The organism is Paenibacillus sp. Y859, assembly GCF_056786405.1.
The window spans coordinates 368,937-391,469 of the sequence record NZ_JBXCIZ010000003.1; the positions used below are offsets into that span (position 1 = coordinate 368,937).

At 40.5% G+C, this 22,533-nt stretch carries 21 protein-coding genes and 2 tRNA genes; 20 read left to right on the forward strand and 3 right to left on the reverse strand.

Going from position 1 to position 22,533, the window contains the following annotated elements; all coding sequences use genetic code 11:
* Positions 1-14 precede the first annotated feature (14 nt).
* Entirely contained in the window at positions 15-824 is an 810-nt protein-coding gene (locus AC1TO8_RS10770) for a TerC family protein (protein WP_482055599.1), read from the reverse strand.
* Between the two features lie 443 nt (positions 825-1,267).
* On the opposite strand from AC1TO8_RS10770, the gene AC1TO8_RS10775 reads away from it, so the two are divergent.
* Positions 1,268-2,275, forward strand: coding sequence for an MBL fold metallo-hydrolase (locus AC1TO8_RS10775; protein WP_482055600.1), 1,008 nt, complete (start codon positions 1,268-1,270; stop codon positions 2,273-2,275).
* Between the two features lie 82 nt (positions 2,276-2,357).
* Here AC1TO8_RS10775 and AC1TO8_RS10780 read toward each other — a convergent pair whose 3' ends face one another.
* A complete protein-coding gene (locus AC1TO8_RS10780) occupies positions 2,358-2,936 on the reverse strand; it encodes a phosphatidylglycerophosphatase A family protein (RefSeq protein ID WP_482055601.1) in 579 nt (192 codons plus the stop codon).
* 139 nt (positions 2,937-3,075) lie between these two features.
* Here AC1TO8_RS10780 and AC1TO8_RS10785 point away from each other — a divergent pair, with 139 nt between their 5' ends.
* From AC1TO8_RS10785 to AC1TO8_RS10815, 7 genes are all read left to right on the forward strand, one after another.
* Entirely contained in the window at positions 3,076-4,143 is a 1,068-nt protein-coding gene (locus AC1TO8_RS10785) for a GerMN domain-containing protein (RefSeq protein ID WP_482055602.1), read from the forward strand.
* 93 nt (positions 4,144-4,236) lie between these two features.
* Positions 4,237-4,998, forward strand: coding sequence for a ribonuclease PH (gene rph, locus AC1TO8_RS10790; protein WP_482055678.1), 762 nt, complete (start codon positions 4,237-4,239; stop codon positions 4,996-4,998).
* A gap of 1 nt (position 4,999) precedes the next feature.
* Positions 5,000-5,623 (forward strand): XTP/dITP diphosphatase, encoded by a 624-nt coding sequence (locus tag AC1TO8_RS10795; protein WP_482055603.1) that lies wholly within the window; start codon positions 5,000-5,002, stop codon positions 5,621-5,623.
* A gap of 343 nt (positions 5,624-5,966) precedes the next feature.
* Positions 5,967-6,098, forward strand: a complete 132-nt coding sequence (locus tag AC1TO8_RS10800) for a hypothetical protein (protein WP_482055604.1) — start codon at positions 5,967-5,969, stop codon at positions 6,096-6,098.
* 85 nt (positions 6,099-6,183) lie between these two features.
* Positions 6,184-6,257: transfer RNA gene (locus AC1TO8_RS10805), tRNA-Arg, on the forward strand.
* Between the two features lie 465 nt (positions 6,258-6,722).
* Entirely contained in the window at positions 6,723-7,172 is a 450-nt protein-coding gene (locus AC1TO8_RS10810; RefSeq protein ID WP_482055605.1) for a GreA/GreB family elongation factor, read from the forward strand.
* A gap of 59 nt (positions 7,173-7,231) precedes the next feature.
* A complete protein-coding gene (locus AC1TO8_RS10815; protein ID WP_482055606.1) occupies positions 7,232-7,420 on the forward strand; it encodes a sporulation protein Cse60 in 189 nt (62 codons plus the stop codon).
* A gap of 156 nt (positions 7,421-7,576) precedes the next feature.
* Here AC1TO8_RS10815 and AC1TO8_RS10820 read toward each other — a convergent pair.
* A tRNA-Arg gene (locus tag AC1TO8_RS10820) sits at positions 7,577-7,650 on the reverse strand.
* 234 nt (positions 7,651-7,884) lie between these two features.
* Between AC1TO8_RS10820 and AC1TO8_RS10825 the strand changes: the two genes are divergently transcribed.
* The 12 genes from AC1TO8_RS10825 (at position 7,885) to AC1TO8_RS10880 (ending at position 22,532) form a co-directional block, all read left to right on the forward strand.
* Entirely contained in the window at positions 7,885-8,754 is an 870-nt protein-coding gene (locus tag AC1TO8_RS10825; protein ID WP_482055607.1) for a hypothetical protein, read from the forward strand.
* A gap of 216 nt (positions 8,755-8,970) precedes the next feature.
* Complete coding sequence (gene tig / locus AC1TO8_RS10830; RefSeq protein ID WP_482055608.1) at positions 8,971-10,302, forward strand: trigger factor; 1,332 nt, start codon at positions 8,971-8,973, stop codon at positions 10,300-10,302.
* Between the two features lie 268 nt (positions 10,303-10,570).
* Complete coding sequence (clpP, locus tag AC1TO8_RS10835; protein ID WP_482055679.1) at positions 10,571-11,161, forward strand: ATP-dependent Clp endopeptidase proteolytic subunit ClpP; 591 nt, start codon at positions 10,571-10,573, stop codon at positions 11,159-11,161.
* An 11-nt stretch (positions 11,162-11,172) separates the two neighbouring features.
* Complete coding sequence (gene clpX, locus AC1TO8_RS10840) at positions 11,173-12,435, forward strand: ATP-dependent protease ATP-binding subunit ClpX (protein ID WP_482055609.1); 1,263 nt, start codon at positions 11,173-11,175, stop codon at positions 12,433-12,435.
* 124 nt (positions 12,436-12,559) lie between these two features.
* Positions 12,560-13,669, forward strand: coding sequence for a flavodoxin-dependent (E)-4-hydroxy-3-methylbut-2-enyl-diphosphate synthase (ispG, locus tag AC1TO8_RS10845; RefSeq protein ID WP_482055610.1), 1,110 nt, complete (start codon positions 12,560-12,562; stop codon positions 13,667-13,669).
* Between the two features lie 260 nt (positions 13,670-13,929).
* Positions 13,930-15,666: an ATP-dependent protease LonB gene (gene lonB, locus AC1TO8_RS10850; RefSeq protein ID WP_482055611.1), complete on the forward strand. Its 1,737-nt coding sequence runs from the start codon at positions 13,930-13,932 to the stop codon at positions 15,664-15,666.
* A gap of 89 nt (positions 15,667-15,755) precedes the next feature.
* Positions 15,756-18,092, forward strand: coding sequence for an endopeptidase La (gene lon / locus AC1TO8_RS10855; protein ID WP_482055612.1), 2,337 nt, complete (start codon positions 15,756-15,758; stop codon positions 18,090-18,092).
* Between the two features lie 15 nt (positions 18,093-18,107).
* Complete coding sequence (gene yihA, locus AC1TO8_RS10860) at positions 18,108-18,734, forward strand: ribosome biogenesis GTP-binding protein YihA/YsxC (protein ID WP_482055613.1); 627 nt, start codon at positions 18,108-18,110, stop codon at positions 18,732-18,734.
* Positions 18,735-18,931: 197 nt separating this feature from the next.
* A complete protein-coding gene (locus AC1TO8_RS10865) occupies positions 18,932-19,453 on the forward strand; it encodes a hypothetical protein (protein WP_482055614.1) in 522 nt (173 codons plus the stop codon).
* A 184-nt stretch (positions 19,454-19,637) separates the two neighbouring features.
* Entirely contained in the window at positions 19,638-21,032 is a 1,395-nt protein-coding gene (gene hemA / locus AC1TO8_RS10870) for a glutamyl-tRNA reductase (protein ID WP_482055615.1), read from the forward strand.
* Between the two features lie 16 nt (positions 21,033-21,048).
* Complete coding sequence (ccsA, locus tag AC1TO8_RS10875) at positions 21,049-21,876, forward strand: cytochrome c biogenesis protein CcsA (protein ID WP_482055616.1); 828 nt, start codon at positions 21,049-21,051, stop codon at positions 21,874-21,876.
* On the forward strand, positions 21,873-22,532 hold the full coding sequence (locus AC1TO8_RS10880; protein ID WP_482055617.1) for a precorrin-2 dehydrogenase/sirohydrochlorin ferrochelatase family protein: 660 nt from the start codon (positions 21,873-21,875) through the stop codon (positions 22,530-22,532). Before ccsA ends, AC1TO8_RS10880 begins: the two co-directional genes overlap by 4 nt.
* Position 22,533 lies beyond the last annotated feature (1 nt).

A 22,533-nucleotide genomic window follows, 5' to 3' on the forward strand; every position in this document is an offset into this window, starting at 1 on the left:
GTTGAATAAGTTCATTATTTCTCCACTTCAGTGGCAACCTTCGGATCTGTTTCTTCCTCATTCTTACTACTCATAAACCAGCCTAACACGGCAATCAATACGAGAACGATATAGAATGTAGTCTTCCATGCTGTGCTATGAGCAAATGATTCAGATAGAACACCTAAGGATGGATGAGCGAGTGTAATGACAGATAGCTTGACACCAACCCAGCCCACAATGACGAATGCAGCAACTTCCAGACCAGGGCGGGAATGTAGCAGTTTTACAAAGTAGGAGGCAGCAAATCTCATAATGATTAGTCCCATGAATCCACCGGCAAAGATGACAAGGAATTGCCCAGCATCTAAGCCACCGATGTGACCCAGCCCGCTCGCAGGTAGTGCTACGGCAAGTGCTACGGCAGCCAAGATGGAGTCAACTGCAAAGGCAATATCAGCGACTTCCACCTTAAGCACAGTTAGCCAAAAGTTTGCTTTCGTTGCTGGTTTATTGTTGGAAGTAGCATCCGTTGTATTGTCCGATTGACGCTTTTTTACAAATAATCTACGTATGATGTTATTCCCACAAATAAATAGCAAGTATAGTGCGCCAATGGCTTGAACTTGCCAAATATCAACTAGATAAGAGATGATAAACAGTGAACCGAAGCGGAAGACAAATGCTCCAGCAAGACCATAGAATAGCGCTCTTTTTCTTGATTCATCAGGAAGGTGCTTTACCATAATTGCTAATACTAGTGCATTATCAGCGGCAAGAAGACCTTCCAATCCAACGAGTACGAGAAGTACCCAGCTATACTCCAATATTAATCCCAAATCCATTACTTCTCCCCCTCATGTCTTTAGTATGCTTCAAACATCTATAAGAAAAACGTCTTTTGACGTACTTCTGATGATAAAAATCAAAAAAGACCTTTACCAAATAGGTGGCTCCTTTCAAAAATCAAAGGTGCCCTAATTGGTAAAGGTCTCGCTAACAATTGTTTAGTATCAATTGCCAATATAGCCGGAGAATAATCTCGTCTTGACGACTGTATTGTATGTAGCTACTCCCCTTTACGGGTTTGGATTTTAGAGTGAAAGTAAGTTGTTGAATTAACATTGAAATCATATATTTATTTCGGGTGAATGTCAATAGTAGGGTGAGATTTAGCGGAAGAGATAATAGGATCAACATATACTTCGTGTTCAAAAGATGACTTTTTGAACAACCTCTTATATGGTAGAAAGGGGTAGAGGAGGAGAAGGTTATAGAAATCGTAAATATGCCAGAAATTCATTTATGGGATCATGGCATCATTCAAGTGAAGATATCAATGTCGTATCCATTACGCTGGGTGAACAGTTATGTGCTGCCGAGTTCAACAGGGGTAGCAATTATCGATCCTGGACCACGCAATAGTATAACGGAGGAAGAGTGGAAGAAAGCTCTTGAACATTTAGGATATACGTTTGAAGATGTGAACCAGATATTTGTGACACACCATCATCCCGATCACTTTGGTCTAGCTGGTTGGTTTCAATCTCAGGGGGATTGCAAAGTGTATATGTCGCAAAGAGCATATGCTGAGTCTTTACATATGTGGGGAAGTAACTCCAATATGAATACTGAACTAACGAGTTGGTTGCGACAACATGGATCACCTGTTACGTTGGCTGCTCAGATTGAAGTGCACTTACTTGAATTCTTACCACAGGTTTCTCCGATGCCAGAAATAACAATAGTAGATGGTGGAAGCTATATTACATTGGGAGGTCGTTCTTGGCTGGCTATTGAGAGTGGAGGTCATGCACCAGGACATCTATCTTTATACGATCAAGAATTAGGAATAATGATGTGTGGGGACGCTATATTACCTCAGATCTCACCCAATATTAGTCTGATTCCAGGTAGTGATCCTGAGCCGCTGTATACCTTCATGAACAGCTTACAACGACTGAAGGAGTATGAGGTGAATAAAGCATTTCCGGGGCATAGAGATCCATTCCATACTGTTCAGCAACGAATAGAAGAGCTACTGAACCATCATGAAGAGCGATTAATCAAGATTGAGCAGCTACTAGCCGACTCCCCGCAGAGTGGGTATGGGATTTGTTGTGCTCTATTTGGAGATAATCTTTCAACACATCAAATGAGGTTTGCCATATGTGAAGCGCTCGCACATTTACAGGAGTTAGTTCGCCGTAGTAAAGCAGGAACTATAGTATCATCATTAGACGGGAGCATTACGTTTACCACGCGTTTAGAGGAAGGTCGAAATATCATCTTTTGAACTTGAATTTATAGAATAGATTAATCGACAAAAACCTCCGAAATCACTATAAATAGTGGTTTCGGAGGTTTTACGTTGTCGCTTACTCTGGGGAACTCCCGTCGTTTAGAGGATCTGACTCTGCATTCGGGTTGGAAGGGTCGACTTCCCTCTCTGCTTGCTTACGATGAGCAATACGGCTACTTGCCGCAGCAGCTACCGCACCTACGATATCATCTAGGAAAGTGTGCACCTGTCCACTGGATTTATCATTAAGCCTTTCTAATATTCCAGGTTTTAGTTTGTCTACATATCCATAATTCGTAAATCCAATACTCCCATATACGTTAACAATGGAAAAGGCCAATATTTCATCTACGCCATAAAGTCCTTCATCATTGACCAGCATCTCCTGCAATGGGGAGAGGAGTTTGCCTTCCTCAGCCAATATATCCAGTTGTATTCCGGTTAAGACGGCATTCTGAACTTCGCGCTTACTGAGAACCATTTCAACATTGTGAACACATTCCTCCATAGTTAGGGCAGGATAGTATTTTTTTTGCAGAAACAGGACGAGTTCAGCGATTTCGGGAATGGTAACTCCTCTTTGGTGAAGTAACTCATGGGTTGTATCCGATACGACCTTGCTATTTAAGCTATAAGAATTCTTTTCGTTTGCCATAACTGTTCACATCATCCTTTGTAATAGAATAAACTTCTCACTTAGGTCCCAAAAACGTAAAAAGTAGTTATTTTTTTGAAAAGGGCTCGTATATATACTAGTACAAACTGTATAAAATGGTTAAGGAGGCGCGATAATAATGTTGAAGAAAATGAAAATCCGAAATATCTCCGTTGCTGGGTTAATAGTCGTTCCCATCATATTGTCTGGGTGCAGTGGTTTCAGTAGTCAATCAATGGAAATTGATCCACCCCCTGCTCAAATTGAAGCTGATATGCTTCAGTCCATGAATGGCAGCGCTCCAGAAGCAACGAAAGAGCAAATGACACCAACATCGACTGTTTATTTGGCAGACCAACATGGTTTACTGGCTCCAGTATCTTTAGGAATTCCTCCAAAGGATAATAAAGATAATATGCTCCTTCGTCAATCTCTTGAGGCGCTGGTTAAAGATGGACCTTATGCAACCTATCTACCACAAGGCTTCTCAGGTGTATTGCCTAAAGGAACAGAAGTAAAGATGGTCTCTATTGAGAAGGAAAAAAAGTTAGCTGTTGTAGAATTCAGTAAGACCTTTACTGAATATGATGCCTCAAATGAAAGGAAAATGCTAGAGGCTGTAACTTGGACACTCACAAGTGATCCTAGTATTGAGCAAGTTCAATTCTGGGTAGAAGGTAAAAAGATAACCGAAATGCCCCTTAATCATACACCACTTGATCAGAATCTTGGACGAAGTATGGGTATCAATTTAGAAAAAGGGGATGGAGCGAGTTATACGAGTTCTAGCTCGGCAACGATGTACTTCTCTTCAGAATCACCTGCGGGCATACAATATTATGTGCCGATCACCCGGCTTGTAGTACCTGGACAGGATACACTTCACGCAGCTCTTAGCGAGCTCATTCGTGGCCCCCAGCCAAGAGGTGGGTTAGAAAGTGTTATGACGACAGGAACTTCCTTGCAGTCAGTGAAGACGGCTAAAGATGGAACAGTAACCGTATCACTTAAGGAAGATATGTTTATTAAAGGTGAGAAGGTTCCTTCACAACTACTACAGTCCGTCGTACTGACCGTTACGGAGAATGTTGGAAATAACAAGGTCGTGATCCAAATGAATGGCGAGTCCAATGTAATAGGTGATGACGACCAAAATTACAGTGAGCCAGTATCAAGGCCTCAGTATATTAACGAAATACCGCTATAATTAGGAAATCCTACTTCAAAAGATGCTTTTATTGCTACACTTTGATAAAATAAGGTTTGCAAAATAGGACGCTAATGATGTAGGAGGCAGATAATATTGAGATCGAACGGACGGAATAACGATCAATTACGGGATATGAAAATAACTACAAATGTGAATAAATATGCGGAAGGCTCTGTGTATATAGAAATGGGAGATACCAAAATACTCTGCACAGCAACTGTGGATGAGAAAGTACCTCCATTCTTAAAAGGGCAAGGAAAGGGCTGGGTAACGGCAGAGTATTCTATGTTACCACGAGCGACGCATACCCGAAATCATCGTGAAGCGAATCGTGGCAAGCTAACGGGCCGGACGATGGAAATTCAACGGTTAATCGGTAGAGCACTTCGTTCTGTAGTGAATTTACATGCTTTGGGTGAACGTACAATCACATTGGATTGCGATGTGATTCAAGCTGATGGAGGGACAAGAACAACCTCAATTACAGGCTCATTTGTAGCTCTTTGTATAGCAGTAAATAAGATATCTCAACAGCATCGACTGCCTGTATTCCCGATTACCGATTATTTAGCTTCTGTTAGTGTAGGCGTTGTAGGAGATCAAACACTATTGGATCTAAATTATGAAGAAGATTCCAAGGCTAAAGTAGATATGAATTTGGTCATGACGGGAAAGGGGCAGTTTGTGGAACTACAAGGAACGGGTGAAGAAAGCCCCTTCTCACGTCAAGAGTTGGATGAAATGCTTCAGCTTGGTGAACAGGGAATCAAAGATATTATTACGCGTCAGCAGGAAACATTAGGTCCAATTGCTCTTATGATCGGAACTGGATTAACTGGAAAAGGTGTCTAACATGAAGCTAGATCAAGACATTGTCATTGTTGCCACTAAGAATAAAGGGAAAGTTAGAGAATTTGAGCATGCTTTTGCGCTACTAGGTAAACAAGTGAAAAGCATGTTTGACTATCCTAACCTTCCGGAAGTGATTGAAGACGGACATACTTTTGTAGAGAATGCTCTCAAAAAGGCTAAAATGGTTGGGGACGCGCTTGGTTTGCCTGTTCTTGCTGATGATTCAGGATTATGCGTAGAGGCATTGGATGGACGTCCAGGCGTATATTCTGCACGTTATGCGGGTAAGAATGCAACGGATCAGGAGAACAACGAGAAGCTATTGCAAGAGCTTGAGCAATTGAAACAAGGTGAAGATACAGAACAGACATTGTTAAGTCCAGCAAGCTTTAACTGTTCATTGGTGTTATATAACCCCTCTTCAGAAGAACATATGGAGACTTTTGGATCTGTGGCAGGCTGGATCACTTCAGATGTAGCGGGTACCGGTGGATTCGGTTATGATCCGCTCTTTTATGTTCCTCAGTATGAGAAGACGATGGCTGAGCTCTCATTAGAGGAGAAACAATCCATAAGTCATCGTGGGATTGCTTTGCGAGAGTTAATCGATCGCTTGCAGAAATGAATGTTATTACAGGAGAATAATCAAGCTGAGGAATACGATATGGCTTGATTATTCGTTAATTGATAAGAAGGCTGCCCTTGGGCGGCCTTCTTTTTTCAAAGTCATACAGATATATGCCGAAAGAGAGCATAATACGCCAGAACGAGTAGTAAATTTAGCCTATCAGAATGCATTAGACGATGTCTATAGAATGATATATGAGCTTTGCTCAGAGGAGACCGGTATGCAGATGAGGGAGTCTGGGGTAAGCGCGTTTCTTCATTCATACGATGGATAATAACCAAATAATAATACTTATATCCGCTCACTAGTGTAACCATACTAATACCAGGAGGTGATCGTAGTGGCGGATAAATATAAGAAAAATAAAGGCAACAAGTATGCCCATAATAATGAATTTGCTGAGGATGTCATGTCCAAGAATCATGCACAACACGTTCAAGATAAAGTAAACTGGCGTCGTGGAAATAAGTAATTTAAAATTAGCTATTGATTAATTGTGAGGGTGCGGTATAATAAACAACGCACCCTTTTCATCAGGAGCAATGTTATATGATCATGTCTTAGTAGCTCAGCTGGATAGAGCAACGCCCTTCTAAGGCGTCGGTCGGGGGTTCGAATCCCTCCTGGGACGTATACAGAAAACTCTCCATTATGGAGAGTTTTTTTGCGTTCTAGGGAGTGAGAGCCCTATCTTTTGATTCAAAATGGGCATCTGTACAATCAGAATATCTCCGTTAACTATAGAATGCTCTTATCAAACAATAGGAGGTATGTTATTTTATGGTTAGAGTGAGCCCGTGGTTTCAAAGACTATGCAACCAATTTTCATCCATTTATAGGTGGAGAACATGAAATAGATCCGGGTCCTGTTTGTTTAGTCATTCTTCTTCCGATTCTTTGATCAGTGCGCGACGAGAATTACCTTTAAGTTTATCCACAATTATTATTATTTCTCATTGGAAAAATAGTGAATATTTGATAAGATAGCATAAAGGCCTCCTACACGAGGTCTATATTTTTATGGAGGGATAAATAATGGTACTATTTTACGTCGAATTTGAAAGGAAGAATCTTCAAACAGGAGGTGAAATCTACTATGAACCATAGTACGATCCTCCAAAACTCCAATACACAGTTGGTAAACCAGCTGGTTTTCTTTGATGAAGAGAAGAAGTTCTTCTTGATGCAATATATACCAGATGATTCTAAAGAGCAGAAAAGGATCGATCAAATTCTTTCTATATATACGACATCACTTGAAAAGATCATTTCTGAACGAAAAGAAGGCTCATTAAATTCTATGGTTCTTATTGGTAGCGAGGTGACCCTTCGTTATGAGGATGATGGTTATGAGGAGAAGTACATCATTGTGTTCCCTCATCAAGTAGATCCAAGTAAGAACTGGATTTCATTTCTATCTCCGATGGGATTGCAACTATTAATGACTGAAATAAATAAAACGTATGAAATTATCGTACCTTCAGGTCATATTGGAGTGAAGATACAAGAAGTTAAATATATGAATTACGGTAATATAGACAAATAATAAGGAATGTTGCATGATGAATGAGTAGTAAAGTAATTGATGAATTTAGGAGGGCTTATATGATACAGGTTAAAGAGTTCGTAGATTCAGATAATTCCTATGCGGAGAATAAGGCGAATCAGTTTTTAGCTGGATTAAAAGAGGAACAAGTGATTAATATACGTTATGGATCGGTAGTGAAATCCAGTGTATCCAAAACGGAACGTCAAAGAAGCACGATCTTAGTCGTCTATAAGACAGCAGAATAGCGTAAAAGCAAATAGTATTGTATACGTTTTCTTAAGGATTCTTTATACATTTACTCTAAAGTGGTATCCCACATTTCGATTGTTGCAATTACCATAGCTAGTATCTGTCTGTAACACAAAAAAAAGCCCTCCAAAAAGGAGGGCTTTTTTATAATATGTCCCAGGAGGGATTCGAACCCCCGACCGACGCCTTAGAAGGGCGTTGCTCTATCCAGCTGAGCTACTGAGACTCGAAAAATCAACAATGAATAATATATCATGGATGCGATAGAATATCAAGCACTAATTGTGTTAAATATTTTTTGATTTTAAAGAGGGTATGATATAATCTACAAATGTGAGTTTAAAAGATGACTTTTTGAACAACCTTTACAATTAACAGAGTTTAAGCAAAGAGAGGAGGGGCACTTATTAACGACATCATTTCCTCTGCGAAAGATAATCTGATTCTTTTTCCAAAAACATTGGATTATTACCAAATACAACTTACGGTTATGTTGGAAAGTGAACGCTATGGTGAGGCGATGGATTTACTTCGCTTTCTACTTCAATGCCAGGGGCAAGAAGAGAGATATGTTGATGAATGGCAGGCTTTACTTGAATGGTTAGAGACTGCTTTTCCTCAATATATTTCTGGAGTAGATAATGAACAAGCAACTATAGATGGTGAAATTGAATTAGATGAGGAAGATCTAGCTCGGCGTAATGCGGAGTGGAAGTTTGCTGAAGATGCTGATTACGCTAATAAATTGCTAAGCATTGTGAAGAATGAAGTCTTGTCTGAACAGACGATGCTCGCATTGGAACAACTCTCCTACTTGAATGGCGACGCCATTAATCAGGAGTTGGTTAATTGGTTGCAGAGCCATGACATTCATCCACTGCTTCAATATCGAGTTCTACAGACATTACATCAGCGTGGTATGCAAGGAAGTATTACTTTTATGAGGGGACAAGAACAGGTTGAAGTTGATATTGAGAGTATTCCGACAAAAGATAGCGAATTTCCGCTAGTTGTTCAGCAAATTGTAGATCGGGTTGCTCAGTACACTGAAGTTCAAGAGCCGACCTTGTTTTATTTCGCTCAAGAGTTATGGTCACAATTTATTAAGGCGGTATATGGAACAAATGCTTATCTATCCATGTTAACAGAAGAAGATTTGGTAATGGATATATGGGCGGCAGCGCTCCATCAGACGGTATCTGAAAGTCTAACAGGAAACCGCAATGAAGAGGAGACTCGGGCAATATACGGGATTACAGAGAACTTCCGTTTTCGATTCGAACAAGCCTACCGAGTGATGAAACAGTTTGTTACAGAAGGTGAAGCATAATAAACTGTTATGACGCCTTTTTGAACATTTACTTTTAATATAATAATTAATTTAGGATTCTAGGTTGAACCTACCCTTGAAAAAAGGTACAATGTTGTTTATACTATAATGGTTGTTCTGTGCGTGAAATATAAGGATTAAGTATAGAGTGGAACTTATACTTTCTTATTTTCTATAAATAAACCATGAGAATTATTTTGGAGGGGAAGGCATAAAATGAAAGCAACTTGGGAAAAAATAGAGAAGAACCTTGGGGTTCTTGAAGTTGAAGTAGAAACAGAGCGTGTAACTGAGGCGCTTGATAAAGCTTTTATGAAAGTATCTAAGAAAGCTAATGTACCTGGATTCCGTAAAGGAAAAGTACCGCGTTCTGTCTTTGAAGCACGTTATGGAGTAGAAAGCTTGTATCAAGATGCTATTGATATTTTGCTTCCAGAAGTGTACACACAAGCGGTAGACGAAACGGATATCTTCCCGGTAGATCGCCCAGAAATTGATATTGATCAATTTGCTAAAGGTGAAGTATTTAAGTTCAAAGCTAAAGTTACTGTTAAACCAGAAGTAACTTTAGGTCAATACAAAGGCGTAGAAGTACCAACACAAAAAGTTGAAGTTACTGAAGATGAACTGAACGAAGAATTAGTTCGCTTACAAGGACGTCATGCAGAGCTAGTTATTATTGAAGAGGGTACTGCTGAGAATGGTGACATCACAATCATTGATTTTGATGGTTCCGTTGACGGTGTTCCTTTTGAAGGTGGACAAGCTGAGCGTCATTCTTTGGAACTGGGAAGCGGTTCGTTCATTCCAGGCTTTGAAGAACAAGTTATAGGATTGGCTACTGGCGATCAGAAAGACGTTGAAGTAACATTCCCTGAAACTTACCAAGTAGAAGAATTGGCTGGTAAGCTAGCTGTCTTCAAAGTGAAAGTTCACGAAATCAAGCGCAAACAACTTCCTGAATTGGACGATGAATTCGCTAAAGATGTAAGTGAATTCGAAACATTGGATGAGTACAAGGTAGACTTGAAGACACAACTAGAATCACGTAAAGACCAAGAAGCGAAAGGTGTTCGTGAAGGTCTTGTAGTGGATAAAGTTGCTGAATTAGCAGAAGTTGATATTCCACAATCGATGATTTCAAGTGAAGTTCAGAATATGATGACTGATTTCGATAATCGTCTTCGTTCACAAGGTATGGATCTTGAGATGTTCTTAAGCTTCTCAGGTCAGACTAAGTCTGATCTTCAAGAGCAAATGAAAGTTGATGCAGAGAAACGTGTTCGTAACAATCTCGTACTTGAGCAAGTTGCTAAGGATGAGAAGATTGAAGTTACCGAAGAAGACGTTACGAGTGAATTGGCTACATTGTCTGAATCATACAAGCGCTCTCCTGAAGAACTACGTAGTGTTCTAGAAGCTAATGGATCATTGAACAGTCTACGTGAAGAGATTTCTCTACGCAAAACAGTTGATTTCCTACTGTCTAACAGTAAGGAAGTTGCTCCTGTAGAAGTTGAAGATGAAACTCCAGAAGAAGACAAATAAGAAAATTATTATAGTGGTTGATGAGGTGCGTTTTTTTGACGCGCCTCATTTTTACCTAAACTGACCAAAAAATGGATAATACATGTGAAAATTGGGTTTGTTTTAAAAAAAAGGACGGTATAGCCGTGTTTGCTTGATACATACTTATTTAAAGGGATTATGTTGCATACTTATTGCGTATGTTGAAAAAATGACATCGCGCTTCTAACATGTTAAAATATTGATGAGATATGAAATTGTATTTTTAAAAGGAAAAGAGGTTGGTCAAATGAGTCTCGTACCTATGGTTGTTGAACAAACCAGTCGTGGAGAACGTTCTTCTGATATTTACTCCAGATTGCTTAAGGATCGCATTATTTTTCTGAGTACTGCCATTGACGATGATGTTGCCAATCTTGTCATAGCACAGCTGTTATTTCTAACTGCTGAGGACCCAGAGAAGGATATTAGTCTATATATTAACTCACCAGGTGGTTCTGTCACAGCGGGAATGGGGATATATGATACAATGCAATTCATAAAGCCAGATGTATCTACGATTTGCGTGGGTATGGCGGCAAGTATGGGATCTTTGCTATTGACCGCGGGAGCGAAAGGTAAGAGATTTGCGCTGAGTAATAGCGAAGTGATGATTCATCAGCCTTTGGGAGGTATTTCAGGGCAGGCATCAGATATACGGATTCATGCGGATTGGATCTTGAAGACAAGAGAAAAGCTTAATCAAATATATGTAGAACGAACCGGTCAACCTCTTGACAAAATCGAGATGGATACGGATCGTGATTTCTTCATGAGCGCTGAAGAAGCAGTGTCTTATGGACTTATTGACAAAGTACTATCTTCACCGAACAAATCTTAAGGGGTGGTAATATGTTTAAGTTTAATGATGAGAAAGGGCAACTTAAATGTTCTTTCTGTGGTAAAACTCAGGAACAGGTGCGTAAATTAGTTGCAGGTCCTGGCGTTTATATATGTGATGAGTGCATCGAGTTGTGTACTGAGATTGTAGAGGAAGAGCTAGGGCATGAGGAAGAAGTGGATTTGAAAGATATCCCGAAGCCTAAAGATATTTGCGATATTCTCGATCAATATATTATTGGGCAGAATCAAGCTAAGAAATCATTGTCTGTTGCGGTCTATAACCATTACAAACGAATTAATACACAAAGTAAGATTGATGACGTAGAGTTATCTAAGAGTAATATCCTCTTGTTGGGTCCTACTGGATCAGGTAAGACATTGCTAGCTCAAACGATGGCCAAAATTCTTAACGTACCTTTTGCAATTGCAGATGCGACATCATTAACTGAGGCTGGCTATGTGGGTGAGGATGTTGAGAATATTCTATTGAAGCTTATACAAGCAGCTGATTATGACGTGGAGAAAGCGGAACGTGGCATCATCTATATTGATGAGATCGATAAAGTGGCTCGCAAGTCGGAGAATCCATCGATTACACGCGATGTATCGGGTGAAGGGGTGCAGCAAGCCCTTCTTAAAATTCTTGAGGGAACTGTTGCATCTGTTCCGCCTCAAGGGGGACGTAAACATCCTCATCAAGAATTCATTCAGATTGATACTACAAATGTATTGTTTATCTGCGGTGGTGCTTTCGACGGGTTGGAGCAATTAATCAAACGTCGTATCGGTAAGAAGGTAATCGGATTTAACGGCGGTGGAGAAGCTCAGAAAGATCTGAATCCTGGTGAGTATCTATCTATGGTTCTACCAGAGGATCTGTTGAAATTTGGTCTAATACCTGAATTTGTAGGGCGCCTACCTATCATTTCAAGTTTGGAGCCTCTAGATGAGAACACATTAGTTCGGATTCTTACTGAACCGAAGAATGCATTGACTAAACAGTATCAAAAACTGTTGGAAATGGATAATGTGAATCTGGAATTCGAACCTGCAGCGTTGGTGGCTATTGCCAAGGAAGCCATTAAACGTAATACGGGTGCTCGTGGTTTAAGAGCAATCATTGAAGGCATTATGCTTGATGTGATGTTCGAGGTTCCGTCTCGCGACGACATCGAAGATTGCGTTATCACCGAGCAGGTAGTTCAAGAGAAAGTAGTTCCTGAATTAAGTGCCAGCACTAAGGTTAGCAAGAATCAAGAAGAGAGTGCCTAAAGGGTTGTGAATACCATAGGGCTTATGTAGATAGATTGCCGAAGTTCCACTTCCAGCCCTGTACGTGCAGCTATTGACGTCGGGGCAAGGGGTGGAGTTTTAGCGTTAAAGGGAGAGGCTAACTATGTTTTCAAGAAAAGACACACGTTCTGTTAAAGTTGGAGACCTGATCATAGGTGGAAATAACGATGTGATCATTCAAAGCATGTGTACGACGAAGACGGCAGATGTGGAAGCAACAGTGGCTGAAATATTACGTTTAGAAGAAGCGGGTTGCCAAATGGTGCGGGTTACCGTTAATAATGAGGAGGCCGCTGCTGCAATCAAAGAAATAAAGAAACAGATTCATATCCCATTAGTTGCGGATATTCATTTCGATTATAGATTAGCTTTAGCTGCTATTGAGAACGGCATTGATAAAGTGCGCATTAATCCTGGTAATATCGGACGTCGCTCCAAGGTAGAAGAAGTCGTAAAAGCCTGTAAAGCGAAGGGAATACCTATACGAATTGGGGTTAATGCTGGTTCACTTGAGAATCATTTGCTTGAGAAATATGGTTATCCGACACCTGATGCTATGGTTGAGAGTGCACTTTTTCATATAGGAATACTGGAAGAGTTGGACTTTCATGATATTATCGTTTCTTTAAAAGCATCGGATGTACCTATGGCTCTCGAGGCTTATCGCAAGGCCGCTGAAGTTATCCCATATCCATTGCATCTAGGGATCACGGAAGCAGGAACGTTGTTCTCGGGTACAATTAAGAGTTCGGCAGGTATTGGTGCTCTACTCTCTATGGGGATCGGTAACACCCTACGGATTTCGCTTAGTGCGGACCCTGTCGAAGAGGTGAAAGTAGCACGTGAGATTCTAAAGGCATTTGGTCTGATCTCGAATGCTCCAACATTGATCTCTTGTCCAACTTGTGGAAGATTGGATATTGACTTATTCTCTATTGCTAATGAAGTAGAGGAGTATATATCTAATTTAAAAGTACCTATTAAGGTATCCGTACTTGGTTGTGCTGTGAATGGCCCAGGCGAAGCGCGTGAAGCGGATATTGGTATTGCTGGTGCACGTGGAGAAGGGATGCTTTTCCGCTACGGAGAGATGATCCGTAAGGTACCTGAAGCTGAGCTAGTTAATGAATTGAAGAAAGAAATTGATCATATCGTTGAAGTGTATGAAGCTACTGGAGAAATACCAGGTCGCAATCATCAGCATCAATCCTAATTATAGTGTAAGTACAAAAGCTACAGGCCGTAAGTTATCGGCCTGTAGCTTTTTTGACAGATAAGAGCGGATGTAGCCTATAGACATTACTTCCTAACCATGACAGTAACGATACATTCAAGTCATCTAAATCTAACCATGTGAAAGTCCTTTAGACATATTTCCAGCCGAAAATCACAATAAGTGCGTTTATTGAATGAGGAAAAGGCTATACTACCAAGTATTAGCCTAATGGGAGTTATAGAAATGGGAGGGAAACTATGAATTTAAGTATGATATTTATGGTGATTCAATTGTTCTTTGGTGTCATTATCGGGATTTACTTCTGGACTTTGCTACGGGGTCAGAAGACAAACCGAACAGCAATCGATAGGGAGTCGAGGAAAGAATTAGATAAGTTACGGAAACTACGTTCTATATCACTTACCAAACCTCTTTCAGAGAAAACCCGACCACAATCGATTGATGATATTGTAGGACAAAAGGAAGGATTACGTGCTTTAAAAGCAGCGCTATGTAGTGATAATCCTCAGCATGTCATTATTTATGGGCCTCCAGGAGTGGGGAAGACAGCGGCAGCCAGGGTTGTATTGCAGGAAGCTAAAAAAAATCCGACTTCACCTTTTAAAAGTGAAGCGAAATTTACGGAAATTGATGCAACCACTGCTCGATTTGATGAGAGAGGAATAGCAGACCCTCTCATTGGATCTGTTCACGATCCGATATATCAAGGGGCCGGCTCAATGGGAGTTGCGGGTATTCCGCAACCTAAACCCGGAGCTGTGACGAAAGCGCATGGTGGAATTCTATTTATTGATGAGATTGGTGAATTACATTCGATCCAATTAAATAAACTATTAAAGGTACTTGAAGATCGCAAGGTTCTCTTGGAAAGTGCATATTATAACTCTGAAGATAATAATACGCCTGCTTATATCCATGATATTTTTCAGAATGGCTTACCTGCTGATTTCCGTCTCGTTGGTGCGACGACTCGTTCCTCGGAAGAAATTCCACCTGCGCTCCGGTCCCGCTGTATGGAAATATACTTTCGACCGCTACTGCCCGATGAAATCGGCATGATTGCAGAAGATGCTATTGCAAAAATAGGTCTTAAACCATGTCCTTCGGCTGTAGAAGTGGTGAAGAAGTATGCTACCAATGGAAGAGAAGCTGTCAATATCATTCAGCTCGCAGCTGGTTTAGCATGGACTGAAAAGAGAGACTCATTAGAGGCAACAGATGTGGAGTGGGTAGCTAATAGCAGCCAACTCCAACCTCGGCCTGAACGTAAAATACCAACGCATTCACAGGTTGGAGTAGTTAATGGACTTGCTGTGTATGGATCAAATCTAGGAACATTACTTGAAATTGAAGTATCTGCTTCTATAAGTTCAAAGGGTCAAGGGAAAATCAATATAACAGGTGTGGTGGAAGAGGAAGAGATTGGCGGTGGAGCTCGGACGATTCGCAGGAAAAGCATGGCGAAAGGCTCAATAGAGAATGTCCTCACAGTTCTTCGTTTAATGGGGCTTAACGCCAGTGATTACGATTTGCATATTAACTTTCCTGGTGGAACTCCGATTGATGGTCCATCTGCTGGTATTGCGATGGCAACGGCAATCGTGTCAGCAGTAAAGAATATACCGATTGATCACAAGATAGCGATGACTGGAGAGATTAGCATTCACGGTAAGGTGAAGCCTGTTGGTGGTGTTATTGCCAAGGTTGAGGCAGCATTTCAAGCTGGAGCAACAACAGTCATCATACCTAAAGACAACTGGCAGGCTCTGTTTGCAGATCTTAATGGGTTACAAGTTATCCCAGTTGATCACATTCAGGAAGTATTCCATCATGTGTTTGGTAAGGAACTGGTGAATCATCTACAAGAAACGACACTGTCTGAGTTCCCGGATGTATACACTGGAATATCATCATCTCTCCTTCAGGCGAAATCTGTTACACAAGGTCAAGTGACAGATTCGAGTAGCATTTAGAAACCGCGTTATATTGGTGTTTCAGCCATTCTTTTGTTAAAATATAAAAATGCATATGCGTAAAAAGAGCAACTGGAGGTGTGAAAGCGATGGGGTCTATTAAATCGAAAGGTCGTCGTTTTCCTTTGCTGCCTTTGAGAGGACTTCTTGTATACCCAAGTATGGTGCTTCATCTTGACGTGGGTCGTGAGAAATCGGTCAAAGCATTGGAGAAAGCGATGATAGAAGATAATTTAATTCTCCTTTGTTCTCAGTCTGAAGTGAACATTGAAGAACCGGAGCAAGAGGATATATTTAGAATCGGTACAGTAGCGAAAGTGAGACAAATGTTGAAACTTCCAAACGGAACCATTCGTGTGCTAGTTGAAGGTGTGGAGCGAGCGGAGGTTCTTCAGTATACAGATAATGAAGAGTATTACGAGGTTATTGCCCGTGTACTTCCAGAATTAGAGATTGATGATCCAGAGATTGATGCTTTAATGCGTACAGTTCTTAGTCAATTTGAATATTATATTAATTTGTCAAAGAAGGTTACTCCAGAGACGTTAGCCGCTGTTTCGGACATTGAGGAACCAGGCCGACTATCAGATGTGATTACCAGTCATTTGACTTTGAAGATTAAGGATAAACAAGAGATATTAGAGACTGTTGATATTCGAGAACGGCTTGAGAAGCTTCTAGATATTCTTAATAACGAGCGTGAAGTGCTTGAATTGGAGCGAAAGATTGGTCAGCGAGTTAAGAAACAAATGGAGAAAACGCAAAAAGAATATTACCTCCGTGAACAGATGAAGGCTATTCAAAAGGAATTAGGCGAGAAGGAAGGTCGGGCGAACGAAGTGGATGAGCTTCGTGAGCAGATGGATGGAAAGGAACTTCCCGAACAAGTAAAAGAAAAAATTGAGAAAGAGATCGATCGGCTTGAAAAGATGCCTTCAAGTTCAGCAGAAGGTGGAGTCATCCGTAATTATGTTGATTGGTTACTCGCCCTGCCTTGGTCTAATGAAACGGAATATGATCTAGATCTCCAGAAAGCAGAAGATATTCTGAATGAGGATCATTATGGTCTTGATAAACCGAAAGAACGCGTTCTGGAGTACTTGGCAGTACAAAAGCTTGTTAAGCAAATGAAGGGGCCGATACTGTGTCTTGTTGGACCTCCAGGTGTTGGTAAAACATCACTTGCACGTTCAATAGCCCGATCACTTGAACGGAAATTCGTACGCATATCGCTCGGAGGTGTACGAGATGAAGCCGAAATTCGTGGACACCGTCGCACGTATGTAGGAGCCATGCCAGGTCGTATCATTCAGGGGATGAAATCTGCGGGCTCGATGAATCCGGTGTTTCTATTAGATGAAATAGATAAAATGGCATCTGATTTCAGAGGTGATCCTTCGTCGGCTTTACTTGAAGTGCTTGATCCAGAACAGAACAATACATTTAGTGATCATTTCATCGAGGTACCATTTGACTTATCTAAGGTGATGTTTGTTACGACAGCCAACGCTATTCATAACATTCCAAGACCTCTTTTGGATCGGATGGAAATACTCCATATTCCGGGTTATACAGAACTTGAGAAGCTTCAGATTGCCAATCGTTATCTGTTGCCGAAGCAAAAGCGTGAACATGGCTTGGAACCTGATCAACTACAGGTCGATGAGGATGCCTTATTGAAAGTGATTCGTGAGTATACGCGTGAATCAGGCGTTCGGAATTTAGAGCAACAGATTGCTTCTTTGTGTCGTAAGGCTGCTAGAAAGATTGTTTCACAACAGGATTTGACCATTATCATTACCCCTGTAGATATTAAGGAGAACCTTGGAATTGCTAAATTCCGTTATGGTGTAGCTGATCTTGAGGATCAGATTGGAACGGTAACGGGACTTGCATGGACCGAAGTAGGCGGAGAGACGTTAATGATTGAAGTGACAGTCGTGCCAGGTTCAGGTAAACTAATATTAACAGGTCAATTGGGTGACGTGATGAAGGAGTCTGCACAGGCCGCCTTTAGTTATACTCGTTCCCAATCCGAAGTGCTAGGAATCGATTCTGACTTCCATGAGAAGAATGATATTCATATCCATATTCCTGAAGGTGCCATTCCTAAAGATGGACCATCGGCAGGGATTACGATTGCTACTGCATTGGTTTCGGCTTTGAGTAAGAGATTTGTCTCCAAGGATGTGGCTATGACAGGTGAGATCACGCTGCGTGGACGTGTACTACCAATTGGAGGACTGAAAGAGAAATCACTAGCTGCCCATCGTGCAGGCTATAAGAAAATTTTGCTCCCTAAAGATAATGAACGGGATTTAAGTGAGATTCCGGACAGCATAAAGAATGAAGTGGAATTTATTCCTGTGTCTCATATGGATCAGGTTCTGCAACATGCGCTTGTGGAACGTAAGGGAGTGCACTAGAGAGGGATTATAACTATGAAAGTAACCAAATCCGAGTTCGTGATTGGTGCCGTTGGGCCTGATCAATACCCGGGCGATGGCTTGCCAGAGATTGCTCTGGCAGGTCGCTCGAATGTGGGTAAGTCATCATTAATTAACCGCATGATTAATCGTAAGAATTTAGCTAGAACGAGCTCAACTCCTGGTAAGACTCAGCAATTAAACTATTATGTCGTTAATGATGAATTGTATTTGGTTGACTTTCCTGGATATGGATTTGCCAAAGTATCTAAGTCGCAGCGACTTGCATGGGGAAACATGATCGAGAAGTATTTACTGGAAAGAGTGACATTGAAGTTGTTGCTACTTGTAGTAGATCTGCGGCATCCGCCTTCCAAGGATGATATGATTATGTATGATTGGGTGTCACATTATGATATTCCTGTCTGTGTTGTAGCAACGAAGGCTGACAAGATTCCTCGTAGCCGATGGGCCAAGCAGATTAAACAGATGAAGGAAAGTTTGGGTTTACGGATCGATCATCCGCTAGTCTTATTTTCATCTGATACAGGCTTAGGCAAAGATGAACTGTGGAGTATTATTAAAGCTAATATGAGTGCTACTGAAGAAGATGATGAGGATGAAGCACTAACTGAAGTGTAATAATTTTATATTTTCGCTGAAATGGGTGCCTTAAAGTGATACGGTAGCATCGCTAGCATCGGAAGCGTGATCTCCTTGAATAAGGAGATCATAGTCGTTTTTATTTGACAAATAACCATGGAGGTCCGTGGTTATTTGTTTTTTCACACTCCCATACAATGTTACATAGCTATAAATGTGATAAGGGGGCGGTATAGTTGCGTCGAAGAAAGTACAAAGACATTATATTCACTTGTGTATTACTACTGTTAGTTGGGAGTTTGTTGTATCAGGGCTATCAATTATTAAAGCCCAATGAGGTGAAAGTGGATGCATCCCAGATGCTTTATGAAGTTGTTTATTTTCAAATGGAAATATTGAATTCCTCCTTGATGGAGGCTACTCATATGAATAATACGAAAGAGCTAGATCGAGTGAAATTGGCAGCTTATTCAGCTAACTTCGGACATGAACGGATGGTTAGGGCTTTTGGTAAGAAAGAGATAGAATATTTGCCAGCCATTGATGAATTGGTTAATATGATAACAGGCTGGCAGATTGCTGGAGATCGTTCGATTAATCAGCAGGAACGTGAGTTATTAGTTGATTTCAGTTCTAAATTTACTGACTTAATACCGATTTATAGCATTATTGTTAATAGTAACCATCAGGTGAATTCAGTACAAGCTGAGCAATTGAGCAAACTAAGTAAGCAGTTAGATGATCTTATTTCAAAGTGAAAGTTCAATCATTACGATACAGGTTCATAAACATGTCAATAAATCGTCATGGAGATTTTAATTAATGTGATATAATTAACATAAATGAATTATGATATAACTGCGAGTTCCAAAAGCTTATTTTTTGAACAAACTCTATATAGTTCGGAGATATTTAAATTATTTGGGGTAGGTGACTTTATATATGCATATCGTCGTTGTAGGATTAAATTATCGGACAGCGCCTGTGGAAGTGAGAGAAAAGTTCACATTCGCAGATAAGGATTTACCGGAAGCTCTAGACCAATTAAAGCATACCAAAACGGTTTTGGAAGGTGTCATTGTTGCAACTTGTAATCGGACAGAAATTTATGTAGTCGTGGATCGTCTACATATGTGCGGTTATTTCATACGAGGTTTCATGGAACAGTGGTTCGGTATTTCTCGTGAGGAATTCACGAAGCACATATATATATATGAAGATGAACAAGCAATATCTCATTTGCTACGCGTGACATGTAGCCTGGATTCTATGGTGCTAGGAGAGACGCAAATTTTAGGTCAAGTTCGTAGTGCATTCCTAGAGTCACAAAGGAATAATGCAACTGGAACTTGGTTCAATATGCTATTTAAGCAGGCAGTTACCCTAGGCAAAAGAGTGCACACTGAGACGACTATTGGAGAGAGCGCGGTATCCATTAGTTATGCCGCAGTTGAACTAGGTAAACGGATTTTCGGATTGTTTACAGATAAGAAAGTATTGATCCTCGGCGCGGGTAAGATGAGTGAATTAACTGTGAAGCATTTGTATGGAAATGGAGCGGCCGAAGTTATTGTTGCCAACCGCACGTTGTCACGTGCTGAAGAATTAGCTAAGAAGTTTAATGGCACACCATGTACTTTAGATATGGCAATTGCGCGCTTAGATGAAGTGGATATTCTAATTAGCTCCACAGGTGCCGAAGAATATGTATTAACTTCTGCGCAAGTGAAGGAGAGTATGAAGCGTCGTCAATCACGGCCATTGTTTATTATTGATATTGCTGTGCCAAGGGATATAGATCCTATTATTGGTGATATTCATAATGTATTCCTGTATGATATCGATGATTTAGAAGGGATAGTACAGAGTAATCTTGAAATGCGTCGAACGGAAGCAACTAAGATTGAGATCATGATTGAGGAAGAGATCATTGTGTTTAATCAGTGGTTGAAGACGCTTGGAGTGAGACCTGTTATTCGAGCTTTACAAGAAAAGTCCAATGTAATTCACGAAGAAACGATGGAAAGTTTATTCAATAAACTACCTGAACTGGATGAACATCAACGGAAAGTGATCCGTCGTTTAACTAAAAGTATCGTGAACCAGATGTTGCATGATCCGATTAATCGAATTAAGGAATTGACTGGTGAGAAGAATGGTGAGGACTCCCTGGATGTCTTTACACAGATATTCGCTTTAGAGAATCAGCTGAATGACACTAGAGATGATGGTATGATGGTTGGAACACAGCATGTATTGGTGGGTACAAGCAGTAAATCTTCTACGGAGATCAAATCATCTCTTTCTAAGGCATCTTTGATGCCGGCCAGCCTGTAGAGGTGGGTGAGATAAGATGTTATTATTAAGTAGAATTTATGATGCAGGCATTTATATTTATGCCCTGAGCCTTTTGTTCTTTTTCTCTGATTGCATTCGACGCAATTTGAGAGCGAAGTGGACAGGCACAGGGCTTCTTGTTGTTGTATTTGTATCTCAATTAACGATCCTTGGAATTCGGATGTGGGAGGATCGTATTGCTCCAATTTTCACCCTATATGATTTCTTATTCATGTTTGCATTCATTCTTGTCATAGCATCATTAGTGATGTGCTTTTTGAAAAAGTCTGAATTTGCTGTTCTTTTGTTAAGTGTGATTGGCTTTTGTGTTTTTGTGCTTAATCACTTGTGGTTCGATTTCAGTAATGATCCTATGAGTAATTGGCAAGGTGTACATGGGTTGTTAGTATTTCATATTATTTTGGCAAATCTAAGTGTAGTATCGTTTACAGTTGCTGCTGTATTTGCAGTGATGTATCTATTTTTGCATAAGAAATTAAAAGACAAGAAATGGAATGACACAGTTAGACGACTACCGAGTCTTGAAATGATGGACAAATACTCTTACTATGGCATGGTAACGGGCCTACCACTTCTATCTGTATCACTAATCGTGGCTGTGCTGTCCATTGTTGCCGAAGGGCGTTTAGAATTGCTGTTGGATTCTAAGGTAGTGACCACTTTCATGGGATTGAGTATTTTTATATTGTATTTTGTTAAAAGAAGGGCTAAGAAAAATTCCGGTGTAGTGATATCAAAGTGGGCATTAATCGGATATGCCGTTATTATTATAAATCTTCTTCTGAATTCGTGGTCTAAATTTCATTGGTGGACAGGAGTGTGAGTGGATCAATGGCGGGATATATCCCCATCATGCTAGAGTGTGAAGATCGGCGCTGTCTTGTTGTGGGTGGGGGAATGATCGCGGAGAGAAAGATTAAGGCACTCCTTGAAGCACGAGCGAATGTAACCGTGATTAGTCCAGAGCTTACGCATGAATTATTTGTATTATATAAAGAGGGTCGTATTCAATGGAAACAAAGAGGTTTCTCTGATGGTGATACTGCGGGACATTGGATTGTTCATGCTACAACAAATCAAGAAGATCTGAATAGAACAATAGCGGAGGAAGCCAAAGAAATGGCGATTCCAGTTAATGTAGCGAGCAATGCAGAGTTAGGTACATTTATCACTCCAGCTGTCATGAAGCGCGGACGACTAACCATTGCTGTATCAACTTTAGGTGCGGGTCCCACAATAGCCAGGAGTATAAGCAATACTTTAGCCGAGCAGTATGGTGAAGAGTACGAGCTATATCTTGATTTCCTGTACCATATGCGTTCAGAAATAAAAAAAGGAGTTGCATCACTTGAGCAACGTGGTAAGTTATTTAGAAAATTAGCGCAATGCTCTATTCTGGGGGATATTCGACAGGGTACCTATAAGGAGTGGAGTCAAGCAGAAATACAAATGTGGATTATGGAAAATAAGGGGGAATAAG

What these genes read in the sequence shown, in the direction of transcription:
- AC1TO8_RS10770 (WP_482055599.1), bottom strand. Translation starts at nt 824, where the DNA reads ATGGATTTGGGATTAATATTGGAGTATAGCTGGGTACTTCTCGTACTC.
- AC1TO8_RS10775 (WP_482055600.1), top strand. Translation starts at nt 1,268, where the DNA reads ATGCCAGAAATTCATTTATGGGATCATGGCATCATTCAAGTGAAGATA.
- AC1TO8_RS10780 (WP_482055601.1), bottom strand. Translation starts at nt 2,936, where the DNA reads ATGGCAAACGAAAAGAATTCTTATAGCTTAAATAGCAAGGTCGTATCG.
- AC1TO8_RS10785 (WP_482055602.1), top strand. Translation starts at nt 3,076, where the DNA reads ATGTTGAAGAAAATGAAAATCCGAAATATCTCCGTTGCTGGGTTAATA.
- AC1TO8_RS10795 (WP_482055603.1), top strand. Translation starts at nt 5,000, where the DNA reads ATGAAGCTAGATCAAGACATTGTCATTGTTGCCACTAAGAATAAAGGG.
- AC1TO8_RS10810 (WP_482055605.1), top strand. Translation starts at nt 6,723, where the DNA reads ATGAACCATAGTACGATCCTCCAAAACTCCAATACACAGTTGGTAAAC.
- AC1TO8_RS10815 (WP_482055606.1), top strand. Translation starts at nt 7,232, where the DNA reads ATGATACAGGTTAAAGAGTTCGTAGATTCAGATAATTCCTATGCGGAG.
- tig (WP_482055608.1), top strand. Translation starts at nt 8,971, where the DNA reads ATGAAAGCAACTTGGGAAAAAATAGAGAAGAACCTTGGGGTTCTTGAA.
- clpP (WP_482055679.1), top strand. Translation starts at nt 10,571, where the DNA reads ATGAGTCTCGTACCTATGGTTGTTGAACAAACCAGTCGTGGAGAACGT.
- clpX (WP_482055609.1), top strand. Translation starts at nt 11,173, where the DNA reads ATGTTTAAGTTTAATGATGAGAAAGGGCAACTTAAATGTTCTTTCTGT.
- ispG (WP_482055610.1), top strand. Translation starts at nt 12,560, where the DNA reads ATGTTTTCAAGAAAAGACACACGTTCTGTTAAAGTTGGAGACCTGATC.
- lonB (WP_482055611.1), top strand. Translation starts at nt 13,930, where the DNA reads ATGAATTTAAGTATGATATTTATGGTGATTCAATTGTTCTTTGGTGTC.
- lon (WP_482055612.1), top strand. Translation starts at nt 15,756, where the DNA reads ATGGGGTCTATTAAATCGAAAGGTCGTCGTTTTCCTTTGCTGCCTTTG.
- yihA (WP_482055613.1), top strand. Translation starts at nt 18,108, where the DNA reads ATGAAAGTAACCAAATCCGAGTTCGTGATTGGTGCCGTTGGGCCTGAT.
- hemA (WP_482055615.1), top strand. Translation starts at nt 19,638, where the DNA reads ATGCATATCGTCGTTGTAGGATTAAATTATCGGACAGCGCCTGTGGAA.
- ccsA (WP_482055616.1), top strand. Translation starts at nt 21,049, where the DNA reads ATGTTATTATTAAGTAGAATTTATGATGCAGGCATTTATATTTATGCC.